This window comes from Gaoshiqia sediminis (assembly GCF_025907915.1).
Classification (GTDB): Bacteria; Bacteroidota; Bacteroidia; order Bacteroidales; family Prolixibacteraceae; genus Gaoshiqia; species Gaoshiqia sediminis.
The window spans coordinates 39124-55529 of record NZ_JAPAAF010000029.1 but is presented as its reverse complement, the minus strand read 5'-3'; the positions used below and the strand labels follow the sequence as shown (position 1 = coordinate 55529).

At 45.9% G+C, this 16406-nt stretch carries 17 protein-coding genes and 1 tRNA gene; 6 read left to right on the top strand and 12 right to left on the bottom strand.

Features of this window, described 5'->3' with window-relative positions; translation table 11 throughout:
• Positions 1-49 precede the first annotated feature (49 nt).
• Positions 50-123 (bottom strand) — tRNA-Arg (locus tag N2K84_RS15580).
• Positions 124-194: 71 nt separating this feature from the next.
• On the bottom strand, positions 195-1229 hold the full coding sequence (asnA, locus tag N2K84_RS15575) for an aspartate--ammonia ligase (protein WP_282592754.1): 1035 nt from the start codon (positions 1227-1229) through the stop codon (positions 195-197).
• A 212-nt stretch (positions 1230-1441) separates the two neighbouring features.
• On the opposite strand from asnA, the gene N2K84_RS15570 reads away from it, so the two are divergent.
• Complete coding sequence (locus N2K84_RS15570) at positions 1442-2641, top strand: MFS transporter (RefSeq protein ID WP_282592753.1); 1200 nt, start codon at positions 1442-1444, stop codon at positions 2639-2641.
• Here the strand turns inward: N2K84_RS15570 and N2K84_RS15565 are convergent.
• Positions 2607-3425, bottom strand: coding sequence for an MBL fold metallo-hydrolase (locus tag N2K84_RS15565; protein ID WP_282592752.1), 819 nt, complete (start codon positions 3423-3425; stop codon positions 2607-2609). The genes N2K84_RS15570 and N2K84_RS15565 overlap by 35 nt on opposite strands.
• A gap of 39 nt (positions 3426-3464) precedes the next feature.
• On the opposite strand from N2K84_RS15565, the gene N2K84_RS15560 reads away from it, so the two are divergent.
• On the top strand, positions 3465-4166 hold the full coding sequence (locus tag N2K84_RS15560) for an SAM-dependent methyltransferase (RefSeq protein WP_282592751.1): 702 nt from the start codon (positions 3465-3467) through the stop codon (positions 4164-4166).
• Positions 4167-4214: 48 nt separating this feature from the next.
• Here the strand turns inward: N2K84_RS15560 and N2K84_RS15555 are convergent, their stop codons facing one another.
• From N2K84_RS15555 to N2K84_RS15545, 3 genes are all read right to left on the bottom strand, one after another.
• Positions 4215-5243, bottom strand: coding sequence for an NUDIX domain-containing protein (locus N2K84_RS15555; protein ID WP_282592750.1), 1029 nt, complete (start codon positions 5241-5243; stop codon positions 4215-4217).
• 116 nt (positions 5244-5359) lie between these two features.
• Positions 5360-5878, bottom strand: a complete 519-nt coding sequence (locus N2K84_RS15550; protein ID WP_282592749.1) for an FKBP-type peptidyl-prolyl cis-trans isomerase — start codon at positions 5876-5878, stop codon at positions 5360-5362.
• Positions 5879-5890: 12 nt separating this feature from the next.
• Positions 5891-6925, bottom strand: coding sequence for a DHH family phosphoesterase (locus N2K84_RS15545; RefSeq protein ID WP_282592748.1), 1035 nt, complete (start codon positions 6923-6925; stop codon positions 5891-5893).
• Positions 6926-7043: 118 nt separating this feature from the next.
• Between N2K84_RS15545 and ndk the strand changes: the two genes are divergently transcribed.
• On the top strand, positions 7044-7463 hold the full coding sequence (ndk, locus tag N2K84_RS15540) for a nucleoside-diphosphate kinase (protein ID WP_282592747.1): 420 nt from the start codon (positions 7044-7046) through the stop codon (positions 7461-7463).
• Here the strand turns inward: ndk and N2K84_RS15535 are convergent, their stop codons facing one another.
• A complete protein-coding gene (locus tag N2K84_RS15535; protein ID WP_282592746.1) occupies positions 7464-7754 on the bottom strand; it encodes a DciA family protein in 291 nt (96 codons plus the stop codon).
• A complete protein-coding gene (recF, locus tag N2K84_RS15530) occupies positions 7741-8859 on the bottom strand; it encodes a DNA replication/repair protein RecF (RefSeq protein WP_282592745.1) in 1119 nt (372 codons plus the stop codon). Before recF ends, N2K84_RS15535 begins: the two co-directional genes overlap by 14 nt.
• Before the next feature lie 181 nt (positions 8860-9040).
• On the opposite strand from recF, the gene N2K84_RS15525 reads away from it, so the two are divergent.
• From N2K84_RS15525 to N2K84_RS15515, 3 genes are all read left to right on the top strand, one after another.
• The gene (locus N2K84_RS15525) at positions 9041-9730 is read left to right on the top strand and encodes a tetratricopeptide repeat protein (protein WP_282592744.1); all 690 of its coding nucleotides are present in this window, start codon (positions 9041-9043) and stop codon (positions 9728-9730) included.
• 71 nt (positions 9731-9801) lie between these two features.
• Entirely contained in the window at positions 9802-10287 is a 486-nt protein-coding gene (gene ribH / locus N2K84_RS15520; RefSeq protein ID WP_282592743.1) for a 6,7-dimethyl-8-ribityllumazine synthase, read from the top strand.
• A 67-nt stretch (positions 10288-10354) separates the two neighbouring features.
• Entirely contained in the window at positions 10355-11098 is a 744-nt protein-coding gene (locus tag N2K84_RS15515) for a nucleotidyltransferase family protein (protein ID WP_282592742.1), read from the top strand.
• 61 nt (positions 11099-11159) lie between these two features.
• Here the strand turns inward: N2K84_RS15515 and N2K84_RS15510 are convergent, their stop codons facing one another.
• The 4 genes from N2K84_RS15510 to N2K84_RS15495 form a co-directional block, all read right to left on the bottom strand.
• Positions 11160-11597, bottom strand: coding sequence for a Spy/CpxP family protein refolding chaperone (locus N2K84_RS15510; protein WP_282592741.1), 438 nt, complete (start codon positions 11595-11597; stop codon positions 11160-11162).
• Between the two features lie 129 nt (positions 11598-11726).
• Positions 11727-14528 (bottom strand): M16 family metallopeptidase, encoded by a 2802-nt coding sequence (locus tag N2K84_RS15505; protein WP_282592740.1) that lies wholly within the window; start codon positions 14526-14528, stop codon positions 11727-11729.
• A 48-nt stretch (positions 14529-14576) separates the two neighbouring features.
• Positions 14577-15413, bottom strand: a complete 837-nt coding sequence (locus N2K84_RS15500; protein ID WP_282592739.1) for an HAD family hydrolase — start codon at positions 15411-15413, stop codon at positions 14577-14579.
• A complete protein-coding gene (locus N2K84_RS15495; RefSeq protein ID WP_282592738.1) occupies positions 15414-16286 on the bottom strand; it encodes a pyridoxamine kinase in 873 nt (290 codons plus the stop codon).
• Positions 16287-16406 lie beyond the last annotated feature (120 nt).

The following is a 16406-nucleotide window of genomic DNA, read 5'->3' as shown; positions in this document are numbered from 1 at the left end:
CCAACTCGCTAATCTCCTTAAAATTTTCATAATTAGAATCTTCCCAAAGTACCCCGGACGGGATTCGAACCCATGACCTACTGCTTAGAAGGCAGTTGCTCTATCCAACTGAGCTACCGAGGCATCCTTAAAGCGGTTGCAAAGATATAAAAATATCAAAAGCTGCCAACCGACCTGTTATTTTTTATAAGCTGCTAAACCAAGTGAATATTATTGGCCCTGCATTGTTCATACATTTCATCGGGCCACAGGCTCGACTGAATTTCGCCGATGTGGGCCTTGCGCAGGAAGTACATACACAACCTCGACTGGCCGATCCCACCTCCAATTGACAAGGGGAACTCACCATTCAACAAGCGTTTGTGCCAAAGCAATTCCTTGCGGTCTTCATTATGAGTAATCTCCAGCTGACGCAATAAAGCCTCGCTGTCAACACGAATTCCCATGGATGAAATTTCAAAAGCACTTTCCAATACAGGGTTCCAAATAATGATATCGCCGTTCAAGCCTTTGCATCCATTGCCTGTTTCGGTAGTCCAGTCATCGTAGTCGGGAGCACGGCCATCATGTTTTTCGCCATTAGGCATTACGCCGCCAATTCCAATGATAAAAACTGCTCCATGTTTTTTTGCCACCAAGTTCTCCCGATCCTTCGGACTTAGGTCCGGATATTTTTCGGCCAGTTCTTCGGCATGAATAAACGTGATTTCTTCGGGCAAAATTGGCTTAATTTGCGGATAATGTTCGTACACAAAAAATTCGGTACGCAGCAGAACCGTATAAATTTTACGCACTACCTTTTTCAGGAAATCCAGGTTACGTTCTTCGCTGGTAATCACACGTTCCCAGTCCCACTGATCCACATAAAGCGAATGGATATTGTCCAGCTCCTCATCAGGGCGAATGGCATTCATATCGGTATATAATCCATAGCCAGGGCCAAATTCCAAATCAGCCAAGGCCATCCGCTTCCACTTGGCCAGCGAATGGACAACCTCTGCCACATGGTCATTCAGTTCTTTCACCGGAAAAGCCACCGGACGTTCCGTACCGTTCAGGTCATCGTTGATCCCGGTTCCGCGCATCACAAACAAAGGAGCTGTAACACGGCTCAGTTTCAATTCGGAAGACAAGTCCTGCTGAAAAAAATCCTTAATCAGTTTGATAGCCTTCTCAGTCTGCTTTAAGTCCAGGTATGACTTATAGTCTTCGGGGAAATATAATTTCATAACGATCAGAAATTTTTGCCGAAACGGCACGTTCATCTACAATTAATAATTTAGTTGCGCTAAAATAGGAAGAATCTTTCAGAATGTTAAAAAACAAGTTAATATTTTAAAAATATGAAAGAATTGAAGCTTATGAAATTCCCAATTATCAACTTTGGAATGATTCGATTTGATCCAAATTTGGAAGCTGATTTTTCTATTTTTACAGCACGATGAGTGCAAATATCCGTGTCAATATTATCAACCTGTACCTGATTAAATTTTCAAAGTGGTTTAATTTGATTATGCCGGTCATTGTCTTGTTTTACCAGGATAACGGATTAAGCATGCAGGACATTTTCTGGTTGAAGTCGATTTATTCGGTGGCCATTGTGGTGATGGAAATTCCGTCGGGCTACCTCGCCGATGTATGGGGCCGGAAGAAAACCCTCCTGCTTGGTGGCATTTTGGGGGCATCCGGATTTGCGTTGTACAGTTTTTCTTTCGGTTTTTTGGCGTTTGCCATTGCTGAAATCATATTGGGAATTGGCCATAGTTTTGTCTCAGGGGCCGATTCCGCTATGCTCTACGATACACTGAAATCATCGAACCGAAATCAGGAATACATCAAACAGGAAGGCTGGATTACCTCGGCAGGTAATTTTGCCGAAGCAATTGCAGGCGTTTGCGGCGGACTGCTGGCTACACTCAGTCTGCGCCTGCCATTTTACGTTCAGTTTGGTGTAGCGGCAGTAGCCATTCCGGCTGCCCTATTCCTGAGAGAACCTAAAACACATGCCGTAAATACAAAAAAGAAATTCAGCAGTATTTTACGTACCGTAAAACAAACATTTTGTCACCGACAACTTCGGTCAGCCCTAATGGTTTCGTCATTTACCGGCACCGCTTCACTCACTTTTGCCTGGTTTGTCCAGCCCTATTTTCAGGAAGCCGGCCTGCCAATTTCGCTTTTTGGGGTGATGTGGACCTTGTTGAACCTTTCGGTGGGAGTTTCGTCCATGTTTTCGTACAAAGCCGAACGGTTGTTGGGACAGCGAAATTCGCTGCTGGTCATCATCATTGGCTTAAGCCTGGGGTATTTCCTGGCTGCCTGGGAAGTGAGCCTGGCCGGGATCGGTATGTTGTTCTTCTTCTATACATTACGTGGAATTGCCCACCCCATCCTAAAAGATTACATCAATCGCTATACCCAGTCTGATGTGCGGGCTACTATTTTATCGCTGCGGAATTTTGTCATCCGCATCAATTTCGCCATCATCGGGCCATTGCTGGGTTATTTTACCGACCGTTTCAGTTTGCGGGTTGCACTGCTGGTTGCAGGCCTGGGCTACCTGCTCAGCGGGTTGGCCGGCATGTTGCCACTTTGGAGAGAGAGCATCAAAGAGAAAGACAAAGCCCATCGTATGCCATAAAGACATTTTCAGGAAGCTGTTGTTGAATATCTTCATGACGGCCCAGCTGGTGTGAAATATGTGTTAGATAGGCACTTTTGGGTTTTACTTCGCTAATTAGCTGAAGAGCTTCTTCCAGATTGAAATGCGAAACATGCTTTTCAACCCGCAACGCGTTCACTACCAACACATCCAACCCCAGAAGTTTTTCTTTCTCTGCTGGTTCCAGCGAATTCATATCCGTCAGGTAGGCAAACTTGCCGATCCGAAAACCAAAAACCGGCAACTTGTAATGATAACCGCGTATGGGCAACACGTCGAGCGACTTCACACGGAAAGACTTATTTTCAATCAAATGAAGGTTCATTTGCGGGATGCCCGGATAGCGATACTTGGCAAACACATAGTTGAACACGCGCTTGATGGCTTCCTGCACCCGCGCTTCGGCATAAATATCAGTTGGATGGCCTTGCACCCAATTAAAGGCGCGGATATCGTCCAAACCAAAAATATGATCGGTATGTTCGTGGGTAAGCAAAATAGCATCCAACTGGTGCAAACCAATCCGTAACATTTGCTGCCGAAAATCGGGACCGGCATCGATGACCAGTTTCAAACCATTCACCTCAATCAACAGCGAAGCCCTCAAGCGTTTGTCACGTTCATCGTCCGACATGCAAACCGGGCAACTGCATGCTACCACCGGAACTCCTTGTGAAGTACCGGTTCCGAGAAATTCTACCTTTATATGCAACGGATCAGTCATGTGGTTGGCAAAACTACAAAAAATCGATTTTTTAAGCACGTCGGCTTAAATTAATTATTTTTGAAGAAAATTTGACTCATGGCCAATCTCTACCTCATTCCGCTCACACTCGGCGAAAGCGAGCTCAATACCGTCATCCCGGATCATCACCGGGAAATCATTCATTCCATATCTCATTTTGTGGTTGAGAGTATTCGCACAGCAAGGCGTTTTTTAAAAAAAATGGATCAGGCAATTGATATCGACTCGCTTCATTTTTATGAGTTGAACAAGCACACCGACAAAAATCAGCTTCATGCTTACCTGGACCCGATCAAGACCGGGTTGCATGTGGGGGTAATGTCGGAAGCCGGTTGCCCGGGCGTGGCCGACCCAGGCGCCGAAGTTGTGCGAATTGCCCACGAAAAAGGCATCCGTGTGATTCCGTTAGTTGGCCCCTCATCGATCTTGCTGGCCATGATGGCTTCGGGCATGAACGGCCAGAATTTTGCCTTCAACGGCTACCTGCCCATCAAGAAAGACGAAAAAGCCAAACAAATCGGTTTGCTCGAAAAACGGATTTATACCGAAAACCAAAGCCAGCTGTTTATCGAAGCCCCCTATCGAAACCTTCAGCTGCTAGACGATTTGCTCGCTAATTGCCAACCGCACACCAAACTCTGTATCGCCTGCGACATTACACTTGACACCGAGTTCATAAAAACAAAATCAATCGCAGAATGGAAAAAGCAGAAGCCGGACATTCAAAAAAGGCCTGCCATTTTTGTATTGGGAAGATGAAATAGTTTTCAGTCGCAGTGGGCAGTGCGGATTAAACAAAATACCGACCTAACGAAAAAGCATCCGGTATTCGTGTTCAAAGTTGGGAGTAAAAACACCTTGCCCCAGGTTTTTCTTAATTTGCTGACGGGTCCAAAAACGGCCTTCTTCCACTTCATCTGAGTGCAGTTGGATGGATTGAAAGTCGTGTGTTACAAAAACGTACACCAATTCCCGCTCAAGATCACTTTCCCATACATATTTTTTCACCAGGTTGGCCGAGAAGTTTCTCAGCCCGATTTCTTCCCAGGCTTCGCGCTGTAACGAGGTTTGCAAATCTTCGCCAAAAGAAATATGCCCGCCAACAGCTGTGTCCCATTTGCCGGGTTGCACCAATTTATTCATTGGCCGCTTTTGCAGATAAATAGCCTGCTGACGGTTCAGCACATGCAGATGAACCACCGGGTGAAGCAGTTTTTGCCCGTTGTGGCACACCGATCGCGGCGCTTTGCCAATTACTTGCCCATCCTCGTTCACCAAAGGAAGCTGCTCCTCGGACTTCAATTTTTTATTGGCAAGCTTTTGTTTCCCGAATTCAACCAAAAACACCAAGCCAAACAACATATAGAACAAGCCACCGCTGATAAATGCCCAAGCAGCATCGGACAGCTGAAATGCCGCATAAAAAGAAAGCAGCGTGTGGGCAAAAAACACATAAAACATCAATTTCATGCTTTGCCTCATTTTTTTCATCTGCTCACCCGAAAGCTCCATATCTTTCAGGTAGCGCTTGCTCATCAGAGCAATCAGATTTACTTTTGAGAAGGCAGAAAAAGCAAGCACCGCACAAAGGATCAGTTCCACCAAACCCGGTTTCAGTTTAAAGAAGATGTCATTGTCCAGTACAATCGAAACTCCGCCAAGAGCAAGCAGCAACAAGGTATCAAACACCACAAAACGATCGAATCGCTTCTCGCGAAAGCCGATCCAACTGAGCTCGACCAGGCCGATTATCAGTGCAGCGATCAATCCGGCACGGGTTCCGCAGATTTCATCAACCAAGATGAAAACAAACAGCGGGATAAAACCCGGCAACATCTTTTTTAAAAGTTCTGTACGCTGTCGATTCATAAAAACAAAACCTGCATTTCTGCAGGCCTTCTAATTAAAATGTGTCTTGTAAGCTTAGCTCGTTATCTGAAAGAACAGTTCCTTTATTCTTCATAAATAGATTTCAGCTCAATTTCAAAAACCAAGGGCGAATAGGGAGGAATGCTTCCCGAACCGTTTACACCGTAAGCCAGGTGTGAAGGAATCAGAAAAAGTCCTTCGTCCCCTTCTTTTAAATGAGCAATGGCATCATTAAATCCGGGGATTAAGCCCGGGGTGGGAAAGGTAAATTTCCAGATGCCCTCTTCATACCAATAGGAGGATTGATCGAACACGAGGCCATTGTCGGGGAAATACCCTCTGTAGATAATGCCAAGGGAGTCACCATCCTGTACCAGGGCGCCATCCTGTTCCTCTTCACTGAAAATGACATAAAATACTCCCATATCGGTGGTGTCCATCTGGATTCCTTCCGATTCAGCCAGGGCAATAAAATCAGAGATAATCCCGGCTTCGCGTTCGGGTGTATAGTTGATGACTTCAGGTTCATCTGCTTCTTTGAAACAGGAAACAGCACCAAACATCAGCCCGGCAAGAATTATCAAGTTGATTAATTTAGACATCTTATTCATTGTTCAGCATTTAGTTTTAGTTAGCAGTTCTGCATATTCGGGCAGTAGCGACCGGTATTTGGTCAGGGTATCCTGTAGGTTGGTTGTTACCTCTCCTCCCGAGGCATTGCGATGCCCTCCGCCGTTAAAGTGGCTGGAAGCAAATTCATTGACCGGGAAATCGCCTTTCGAGCGGAAAGAAGCTTTTACCTGGTCGTCTTTCTCAGTAAACAAGGTGCTAAAATGTACCCCTTTGATGGAAAGCGGATAGTTAACGAATCCCTCGCTGTCGCCAGGCGCGAAATTGTATCGCTTTTGCACTTCTTTAGTCAGGAAAATCATGGCTGCATGGTATTCCGGATACACTTCCATACACTCGCTCAAACAATAACCCAGCAATCGCATCCGGTCAACCGAATAATTATCGAACACCCGCCCGTGAATTTCTTCCGGATTAATGTTATAGGTAAGCAACTCGCTCACCGTTTTAAAAGTTTGCGGGTCGGAAACATTGTAATCAAACGAACCCGTATCGGTCATAATGCCGCAAAACAAACATTCAGCTGCCCATTTGTCCACAAATGGCTCCATGCCCAATGCTTTCACCACATGAAAAACCAATTCGGCAGTAGAAGAATATTCCGGGTGAGAGATAATCAGATCGGTAAAATTCTGTGGGTACGGATGATGATCGATTAGTATGCTAGGCCCTTCAAATGACTCCACCAGTTCGATCATCTCACCCGTACGCGACAGGTGGTTAAAATCGAGACAAATCAGCATCCCGGCTTCTTTCATTATTTTGGCCGACTTTTCGCGCTCGGCATTAAAAATGACCACTTCGGCGCTTCCGGCCATCCATTTGTAAAAATCGGGGTACAGGTTGGGTGAAATTACAACTACTTGTTTACCTGCATTTTTCAACACATTCGCAAAACCCAGGGCCGAGCCTACTGCATCGCCATCCGGATTGACATGGGGCATAATCACGATCGGGGACTGAACTAGTCCCAACTTCTCACTAAAAGACTTAATTATTTCTATATCAAATGGTTTCAAAACACTTCTATTTTAAAGGAGTTACAAATATAAAAATATTGCCTCCCCAAATCAGTTTTCAAGGATTAATTTTTTAAATTCGTCGTCATACTGACTAACAACAAACAACTTAAAATTTATGGCTGGAAACAAAACACTCGCAATCATTAAACCCGGTGCTGTTGAACGAAACCTTATCGGGCCCATTCTGGCAAAAATCAACGAAGCCGGCTTTGTCATTAAAGCATTAAAATATACGAAGTTAAAAAAAGAACAGGCTTGTGAGTTTTATGCCGTTCACGAAGGCAAGCCCTTTTTTGAAGACCTAACTGATTTTATGAGTTCGTCGCCCATTGTGGCTGCCATTCTTGAAAAAGAAAATGCCGTGAATAACTTTCGTAAGTTGATTGGGGCCACCGACCCGCTGGAAGCCGAAGAAGGTACCATTCGCAGGTTATTTGCCGAGTCGAAAACGCACAATGCCATTCATGGTTCGGACAGTGACGAAAATGCTATCCACGAATGTGATTTCTTTTTCTCACGCGTTGAGCGTTTTTAATCAGCGAAAAATGATCTGACGAATTAATTCCATCCCTGCTTTTTCATTCAGACGTTTTCGTATTTCTTCCTTCATCATCATCAGTTCGTTCCGAAGCATCGGCGAACTGGTTTTTACAAAAAGCGTCCCGTTGCTGATTTTCAGATCTTCGGTATAGCTGGCAACGGTTTTGCCCATCAGCTCTTCCCAAGAGGCAATGATATCCACCTCCGACAATTTATGTTGAAGCTTGTTTTCTTCGATATATTGCCGGAGGACCTGCCCCAGTTTTTCGGTATTACTTTTCCTCATGGTTCTGCTCCCTGACTGTTCCCTGGCTAACCCGGAATATTTTTGAATCGGCCGCCACCTGCCGGATAATCTGGTCCAGGTGTTCGCGGTTGGTATCGGTAATAAATATTTGCCCAAAATGGTCATCAGCAACCAGTTTCACAATCTGTTCCACGCGGCTTTTGTCCAGCTTGTCAAAAATATCATCCAGCAATAAAATTGGAGTCATCCCCGACATTGCTTTGATGAAATCGAACTGAGCCAACTTAAGCGCCACCAGGTACGTTTTTTTCTGACCTTGTGAGCCCAGTTTTTTTATAGGGTAATCGCCCAGGTTGAACAGGATGTCATCTTTATGAATGCCGACGGTGGTATATTGCACTACCCGGTCTTTGTGACGATTTTCTCTCAAAAGAAGGGCAAAATCGGTTTCATAAAGTTGCGACTGGTGCTCCATCCCGATTCTTTCGTTTCCGCACGAAATCAACTCGTAATACTGTTGAAAAACCGGCTGCAAACGGTCAATGTACTCCACCCGTTTTAGGTGGATCAGGTTGCCATAGTGCACCAGTTGTTCGTCCCAAACGTCCAGGCTGTCCTCGTTGTACGAACGTTCGCTGGCAAATTGCTTCAACAACTTGTTACGTTGCAACAGCGCCCGGTTGTATCGGAGCAGGTGGTCCAGGTAAATCTGGTCATATTGCGAAATCAGCCCATCCAAAAAGCGCCTGCGCTCCTCACTCCCCCCCATGATCAAGTCAATATCGGATGGAGTAATAATAATCAGCGGCAACAAACCGATGTGCTCGGCCAATTTCTGATATTCCTTTTTATTTCGTTTGAAATGCTTTTTTTGGCCTCGTTTTAATCCACAGTAGATAGATTCGTCCTGGCCCAGTCGCTGGTATTTGCCCTGAATCACAAAAAACTCCTCTTCGTGACGGACGTTCAATCCGTCCACCGGGTTTAAAAAGCTCTTGCAAAACGAAAGGTAATAAATGGCGTCCATCAGATTGGTTTTACCGGCGCCATTGTTGCCGATAAAACAATTCAGATCCGGTGAAAACTGTAAGTCAACTTCTTCCAGATTTTTAAAATTGAGCAAGGATAAACTTTCGAGATGCATGAATTTCGGTATTTCCAAGGCAAAGCTAATAAAATAAAAAATGAACCGTCAAACATTGAGCGCCTCATCATTTTAATAACAGCAATGTGTTGATTAATATTAAATTTTATAAGGGCTTAGTATTTTTTGTTTTATAAAAAACCATATTTTTGCGTCACAAATTTGGATAACCTTATTTAAAATGGCAAAGAATAAAGACCTAAAGAAAGAAGACAATTTGTCGGAAGTTGAAAATGCATTGACAAAAAGTGAACAGTTTATCGAGCAAAACCAGAAGATCCTGTCGATTGTTGTCGGGGCTGCTGTTGTGATTGTTGCCGCATATCTTGGTTTCACCAAATTATATGTGCTTCCTAAAGAAAAAGCTGCACAGGAGCAAATGTTCATGGCCGAACAATATTTCGAAAAAGATTCGTTCAACCTAGCCCTCAACGGCGATGGCAACTATTTAGGATTTTTGGATATCATTGACGATTACGGCGTTACCAAAGCTGCCGACCTGGCTGGCTATTACAGCGGCATTTGTTACCTGCGTTTAGGCCAATACGAAGAGGCTATTAATTACCTGGATGCTTTTGAAAGCGACGACTTGTTGCTGGCCCCTGTAGCAGCAGGCGCAAAAGGCGATGCTTATGCCGAATTAAATGAAACCGACAAAGCCCTTAGCGCCTATAAAAAAGCCTATTCGTACAAAAACGAGTTTACCACACCGGTTTATCTCATGAAAGCCGGAAACTTGCTCGAAGCAACCAGCAAATATGCCGACGCGCTACAATTGTACAACGAAATTAAAACGACCTACCCAGCCTCAACCGAGGCTCGCTCGGTGGACAAGTACATTGCCCGCACAGAACTTCATCTCAATAAATAATCCAATCCAAAATATACTGAAAAATCCCCTCGTTGCAGGGGATTTTTTATTTTTGCAAAAACAACAAAAATATGGCAACTAAAAATTTATCGGTTTACAACCTGGAATCAGTGCCGGCAGCAAACGGAATGAAATTCGGCATTGTTGTGGCTGAATGGAACTACGAAATTACCGGAGCCTTGGCACAGGGTGCAGTTGACACCCTAACGAAGCATGGTGTGGACGAAGAAGACATCATCGTAAAACACGTTCCCGGCACTTTTGAGCTGCCGCTGGGCGGACAATACCTGGCCGAGTACTCCCAGGTTGACGCGATCATTCTGATCGGCTGTGTCATCCAAGGCGAAACACGCCATTTCGATTTCATCTGCGCCGGGGTGACGCAAGGCGCCACCGACCTGAACCTGAAATACAACAAGCCTTTTATTTTTGGCGTATTGACCACCGACAATGAACAACAAGCAATGGACCGGGCCGGCGGGAAACTGGGCAACAAAGGTGACGAAGCAGCTGTAACTGCCATCAAAATGGTTGCACTCCAAAAGGAATTGAAGTAGCAATCCCGGTTTTGAAACGAACGCAATAAGATTTGCCTGTTCAATTTGATTTCAAAAATAAGTAGCAATGAAAGCGATGATCTTTGCAGCCGGCCTTGGCACGCGGCTAAAACCACTGACCCTCGACCGTCCAAAAGCTTTGGTGGAGCTTGAAGGGCATACCCTGCTGGAAAGATCGATCCGCTATTTGAAAGCATACGGGATCACGGATATTACGGTGAATGTCCATCACTTTGCCTGGATGGTGACCGAATTCCTGCGTCATCACGAAAACACTGGTATTCATCTGCATCTGTCCGACGAAAGCGAAGAACTGCTGGATACAGGTGGAGCAATCCTGAAAGCCAGAGATTTTCTGGCTGGCGACGACCCCATCCTGCTAATGAATGTGGACATCCTCACCAATCTCGATTTAAACCGGCTTCTCGAATCTCACAAACAAAGCGGTGCGTTGGCCAGCTTGGTGGTGCGCAACCGGAAAACCTCGCGTTACCTGCTTTTCGACCAGGAAAACCAGCTCACTGGATGGAAAAATGAAATTACAGGCGAACTGAAAATCTGCCGCCCGCATCAAATAGATACCTCTACCCCACTGGCATTTAGCGGAATGCAACTCATTCAGCCCCATTTGTTGGACCTGATTACCGAAACCGGCAAGTTTTCCATCATCGATTTATACCTTCGCCTGGCAGCAACTGAACAGATTATGGCCTTTACCGATGCGGATTCGATCTGGATGGACTTGGGAAAATACGAACAACTGGATGATGCCCGTACACTCGCCCGGCAGTTGGACAGCGGATTGGCATAGGAAAACATAAAAACCGCTTCATTGCTGAAACGGTTCCTGAAAAAAATATCATTCGCTGTTTTTAGTTTCCGCCGGGACCACCACCTTGTTGCCAGTTGCGCATACGTTCCTGCCGTTCTTTGATGACAGCTTCAAATTTTGTTTTTTGCTCGGCCGTCAGCAAAGCCTTCACTTCATTGTCCTGCTGGACCATGTTGGCCTGCATTTGCTCTCTCATTTTTTCGCGGTCCATTTCCTGGCCGGACTCACGTGCTTTTTGGAAAGCTTCACGCTGTTTTTCACCGTATTTCGTGTAAATTTCTTTCACTTTCACGGTTTGCTCATCCGTCAAGGTTAGCGCTTCCTTCAATCGCTGAGTCTGACGTTCCACACGTTCAGCCGGATCCATCTGCGGACGGCCGCCGCCAGCTTGTGAAGGACGCTGACCGGTACCTCGCTGGGCTTGTGCCAACGAAAAAACTCCCAAAAACAAAACAGTAATCAAAAAAAACTTTTTCATATTCGTAAATTTAAATTTGAAAATAACTTTTCCATTTTTGGTTGCTTTGACTTGTATTTATCCGGGAGGTTTAATGAGCACAAAAAAAGCTGCCCGGGGTGCAGGCAGCTTCTGGATCATTCCCGGTTATTAAGGTTCCGGTTTTAAGGTTACACTGAAATAGTTTTCAAAGTCGAAATATTTCCGGACAGCGTCCCGGATCGTTTCGCTGGAAAGCTGGCCAACCAACGCATTGTAATTCGAAAAATCACTGAAATCGCCGTCTTTGTACAAATAGCCGTTGTTCAGCACGCCCAACCAGAATTTGTTTTCCCGAAGGTTTACCTCACGCTCGCGGAGCATCTTTTCCCGTGCTTTTTGTAAATCTTCATCTGTGGGGCCATCCTGGGCAATTTTCCGGATTTCCGCAAAAACGGCGTCCTGCAATTCCTGTACTTTATCGGGGGCGGTTCCGTAATAAATCGTTATCCGATACCTCGGTTCAGGTAGTTTATCAACCGAAGGGCTGGCGCCAATGTAGTAAACACTGCTTTTGTCCTCGCGAATTACCTCCAACAAACGGGTAGATAGAATTTTCCCAACGGCATCAATCGCAATCAGGTTTTCTTTCCGGTAATCAAAATCACCATGAAAAGTGGTGTAATGGATACTTTTCTCTTCCTGGCCGCGATAGACGGTTTTTTCCACAACACCTTCGGGCGCTCCAATCTGCAAATCCTGCCACACTTCGTTTTCTTCAGTTGCAGGGATTCCGCCGATATATTTTTCGGCCAACGGTTTAAACGCAACGGGATCGATATTTCCAACAAAAAAGAATTTGTAATCAGCGGCGTTCGAAAAACGTTCACGTGCAATTTGGCTGATATCGCCCAGGTTGGCCTCATTCAGCAAGGCTTTGTTCATCGGTCGTTTACGGGGATGGTAAGTGACCGACACCACCTGAAACGTATCCTGGAAAGCGGCTTCGGGCGAGGCTTCCTTATTTTCCAATACTCCTGCAATCCGCTGCATATAGGAAGAGTATGCCTTTTCGTCCACGCGCAAGTCAGTAAAATAGAGGTACACCATTTCCAACAGCGTTTCCAAATCTTTTACGGATGAACTGCCGTTGAAACCTTCGGTGAGGTCGTTGATGTAAGGCGATACAGAGAAAACCTTATCCGCCAGCAATTTTTCGAGGGCAATGTTATCAAAATCGCCAATGCCACTGTTGGCAACGATGGTGGCAGCCAAATCGGCCGATATATCCATGTTCTGACCATACAGCGAATTTCCTCCCAAACTGTAAGCCGAGAACAAGATTTCATCATCCTTAAAATCAGTTGGTTTTACCACCACAACTGCCCCGTTTGAAAGAGTCCATTCCACGGCGCCAACTTCATCCAACTGCTTCTCTCCAACAACTTTTCCGGCAGCAATCTCTTCATTAATCAGTGGCTGATCCAGTACAACATCTTCGTATGCTTCCAGTTCCGTGGACTGCATTTCATCCAAAACAGCCAACACTTCATTTTCCGAAGGCACAGGCACTCCTTCGATTTCGGGTGCGGTAACAACAATCACCCGGCTTTCATCAATGATCCATTCATTGGCCAGGGCATTCACCTCTTCCAGCGAGATTCCCGGAATAAATTCCTGATAATACTGATATTCCTTTTCAATGCCCGGGATGGGCTCCCGGGTCATCAGAAAATTACGTTTGTATTCTTCCGCGTAAGCATTCGATTTTTGCTTATCGCGTTCATTGTACGCTTTTTCGATGGAAGATAGCATGGCCTTTTTCATGCGTTCAAGCTCGGTTTCGGTGAAACCAAAACGTTTTACCCGCTCATTTTCTTCCAGCACGGCTTTGATCCCTTTTTCAATCTGACCGTTTTGGCAAACCGCCATCGAATAATAGACGCTGGCCGGGCCAAACAACTCTTCGTACGCCGAAGCGCCGTAAATAAATGGCGGGGTGGCCGATTGTGTCAGCTCCTGCAACCGGCCACTGATCATTCCGTTAAACAAGCGGTGCTTAATGCCCTCGCGGTAATCGGCCAGGGTTTTGCTGATCTTCAGCGGATGCTTGTAAAAAATTTGGGCGATGGGATATTGTGCTTCCTTGTCGGTAACCACCGACACCAATGTTTCCGCATGACCCGGAATATCGAAATATTGCTTCTCGCGTGGGTTTTCGGGGGCAGGAACGGTCGAGAATTTCTCTTTGATACGTGTGACCATTTCTTCCTGGTCAAAATCTCCAACAGCAACAATAGCCTGTAAATCGGGACGGTACCAATCACTCCGGTAGCGACGCAGCGTTTCGGGCGGACAGTTGTCCACGATCTCCATTTTGCCAATGGGCAAACGCTCAGCATAGCGGCTGTTGTGCAAAAACACCGGTAGCCATTCCTGCATCATCCGCTCGTTGGCATCACGCCCGCCGCGCCATTCCTCGTGAATGACGCCGCGTTCTTTTTCAATTTCCTCGTCCGAGTCGGTGACCTGGCATGCCCAATCGTACATCACCTGCAACCCTTTTTCGATGTACTCGTCCTGGTCCAACGGCACTTTGATCATGTAAACCGTTTCATCAAAACTGGTGTAGGCATTCACTTCGGGCCCAAATTCCATCCCGATAGATTCCAGGTAACTCACCAATTCATTTTTAGGAAAGTTCTCGGTTCCGTTAAAAGCCATGTGTTCGCAAAAATGGGCCAGTCCCTGCTGGTCATCATCTTCATCAACCGAGCCAGCCCGCACTACCAGGTACAAATCGGCCCGGTTTTGGGGCGTACTGTTTGAACGGACGTAGTAGGTCATTCCATTTTCCAGCACACCTTTGCTCACGTTGGGGTCAACCGGGAGCAAATCATCCGGATTTAGGGGCGACTGGGCAAAACCAGCCACAAAAAATAGCAGGAATAGAAAATTGAAAAGATGTTTCATCGTTCGATTTTTTATGTTTTGGTATGAGTATCTTCCGTTTATGTATAATTACAAATGATTTTTCAGGCTCACACTGAAAGCATTTTCTTCGTTGCTCGGGGCATAGCGGTACCTGGCCTTCAGCTCTTCGGGACCATTGTCGGTTAAATAAGAAAAGGACGTAAAATCCAGCAAGTCCAGGTCATTGTAATCGTTTCCGATACCGAACGTAGTTTCGGGCAATATTTGACGGTGCTCGCACAAAAACCGGATGGCATTGCCTTTGGAAACTGTGCGGTGAAAAATTTCCATCCACACGTAACCGGAATCCAATGGTGAGCTGGCCCGTAGCACCTTGATATCTTCACACTGGTGTTCCAGTTCGGCTTTGAGATCATGAAACTGGGCTGCATCGCGAAACATGACCAAAAACTGACAGGCATCCGAATTCACTTGCCCGCTGTTTGGCAACGCTTCAGACACCGAATTGTGAAAACCGAAATAGCGTTCAAACTCGTGACAAAATTCCTTCCCGCGGTGATACCAGCACCTGAAATTATTGGGCACAGGCCGGAACAAATGAAAGTTCAGATCCTTGGTAATGAGTAATTCCAGGATTCTGTTGACCGTACCCTGCTGTATATTCTGGTAATAGATAAGCTCCCGCTTCAGGCAGTCGTAAATTCCGGCCCCCGACGAAAAGGCCACGTAATCAAAAGGTACATGATCGGGAATAACTTCCCGAACTTTTTTGAGGTTCCGCCCGGTGGCCACCACGCGCAAAATATTGCGCTCGCCCAACAGTTCCAGCATTCTCAGGTCATCCGGGCTGATCGACTTGTCGTTCCGTAACAACGTACCATCCAGGTCTGTCGCCACCAATCCGATATTTTTTTCAACACTCATTTAGTCCACTAACTGATAACTACTAATTTGCACCGGTGCATTGAGCGAGGGCAACACTTTTTCGAGCAAAATACCTTCAGCGGGGCTTTGCGCATGGCCAAAGGTAGCACGTACCCCCATCGAAATAAACTGAACTGCCCGATCGAGTGCAATCGGTAAACTGTCTCCCTGCAACAACGAACCGACCATCACGCTGGCAAAAGCATCGCCAGTACCCGGATAATTGGCCGGCAGGTAATCGCAACTTACCCGCCAAAAACGTTTATCAACAGCATTCAGGGCAATCACCGACGTGTTGTTTTCCTGTGCCTGATCGGGTACGCTGGTAATAATCACCTGCTTCGGTCCCATATCTGCCAAACGTTTACACCAGCCTTTCAGTTTATCCAAACCGATGTTTTTATCGTAAGGCTCGTCCAGCAAAAAGGCGGCCTCGGTTAGGTTCGGGGTAATCACTTCGGCACAGGCTACCAGTTCCTTCATTTTTACGACCATCTCCGGGCTGAATGTCGAATAGAGTTTTCCATTGTCGCCCAGCACCGGATCCACAACAACCAGTTGATCGTCCATGGCAAAATCGCGGATGAAACTTTTCACCATATCAATTTGGTCAACAGCGCCCAGGTAGCCGGAATAAATCGCGTCAAACTGAATATTCAGCTTTTTCCAATGAGCAATGATATGGGGCAGTTCCTGGCTTAAATCTTTGGCATGAAAGCCGGGAAAAGCACTGTGGGATGATAAAACGGCCGTGGGGAGCGGACATACCTGAACGCCCATCGAGGATAAGATCGGAATAATGACCGTTAGCGAAGCCCTGCCAAATCCGCTGAGATCGTGGATAGCCGCCACGCGCTGCAAATGAATTCTCATGACAAAAAGTTTTGATAAACTTACAAAAGAATCTGCTTAAAACTTCAAAGATACTGATGAAAGTCCTCCCGCGGCTGGTCAGGATTTGCCAGCATTCGAAATATCTTGATTAGGACAGTT

What these genes read in the sequence shown, in the direction of transcription:
- asnA (WP_282592754.1), bottom strand. Translation starts at nt 1,229, where the DNA reads ATGAAATTATATTTCCCCGAAGACTATAAGTCATACCTGGACTTAAAG.
- N2K84_RS15570 (WP_282592753.1), top strand. Translation starts at nt 1,442, where the DNA reads ATGAGTGCAAATATCCGTGTCAATATTATCAACCTGTACCTGATTAAA.
- N2K84_RS15560 (WP_282592751.1), top strand. Translation starts at nt 3,465, where the DNA reads ATGGCCAATCTCTACCTCATTCCGCTCACACTCGGCGAAAGCGAGCTC.
- N2K84_RS15555 (WP_282592750.1), bottom strand. Translation starts at nt 5,243, where the DNA reads ATGTTGCCGGGTTTTATCCCGCTGTTTGTTTTCATCTTGGTTGATGAA.
- N2K84_RS15550 (WP_282592749.1), bottom strand. Translation starts at nt 5,878, where the DNA reads ATGTCTAAATTAATCAACTTGATAATTCTTGCCGGGCTGATGTTTGGT.
- ndk (WP_282592747.1), top strand. Translation starts at nt 7,044, where the DNA reads ATGGCTGGAAACAAAACACTCGCAATCATTAAACCCGGTGCTGTTGAA.
- N2K84_RS15535 (WP_282592746.1), bottom strand. Translation starts at nt 7,754, where the DNA reads ATGAGGAAAAGTAATACCGAAAAACTGGGGCAGGTCCTCCGGCAATAT.
- recF (WP_282592745.1), bottom strand. Translation starts at nt 8,859, where the DNA reads ATGCATCTCGAAAGTTTATCCTTGCTCAATTTTAAAAATCTGGAAGAA.
- N2K84_RS15525 (WP_282592744.1), top strand. Translation starts at nt 9,041, where the DNA reads ATGGCAAAGAATAAAGACCTAAAGAAAGAAGACAATTTGTCGGAAGTT.
- ribH (WP_282592743.1), top strand. Translation starts at nt 9,802, where the DNA reads ATGGCAACTAAAAATTTATCGGTTTACAACCTGGAATCAGTGCCGGCA.
- N2K84_RS15515 (WP_282592742.1), top strand. Translation starts at nt 10,355, where the DNA reads ATGAAAGCGATGATCTTTGCAGCCGGCCTTGGCACGCGGCTAAAACCA.
- N2K84_RS15510 (WP_282592741.1), bottom strand. Translation starts at nt 11,597, where the DNA reads ATGAAAAAGTTTTTTTTGATTACTGTTTTGTTTTTGGGAGTTTTTTCG.
- N2K84_RS15505 (WP_282592740.1), bottom strand. Translation starts at nt 14,528, where the DNA reads ATGAAACATCTTTTCAATTTTCTATTCCTGCTATTTTTTGTGGCTGGT.
- N2K84_RS15500 (WP_282592739.1), bottom strand. Translation starts at nt 15,413, where the DNA reads ATGAGTGTTGAAAAAAATATCGGATTGGTGGCGACAGACCTGGATGGT.
- N2K84_RS15495 (WP_282592738.1), bottom strand. Translation starts at nt 16,286, where the DNA reads ATGAGAATTCATTTGCAGCGCGTGGCGGCTATCCACGATCTCAGCGGA.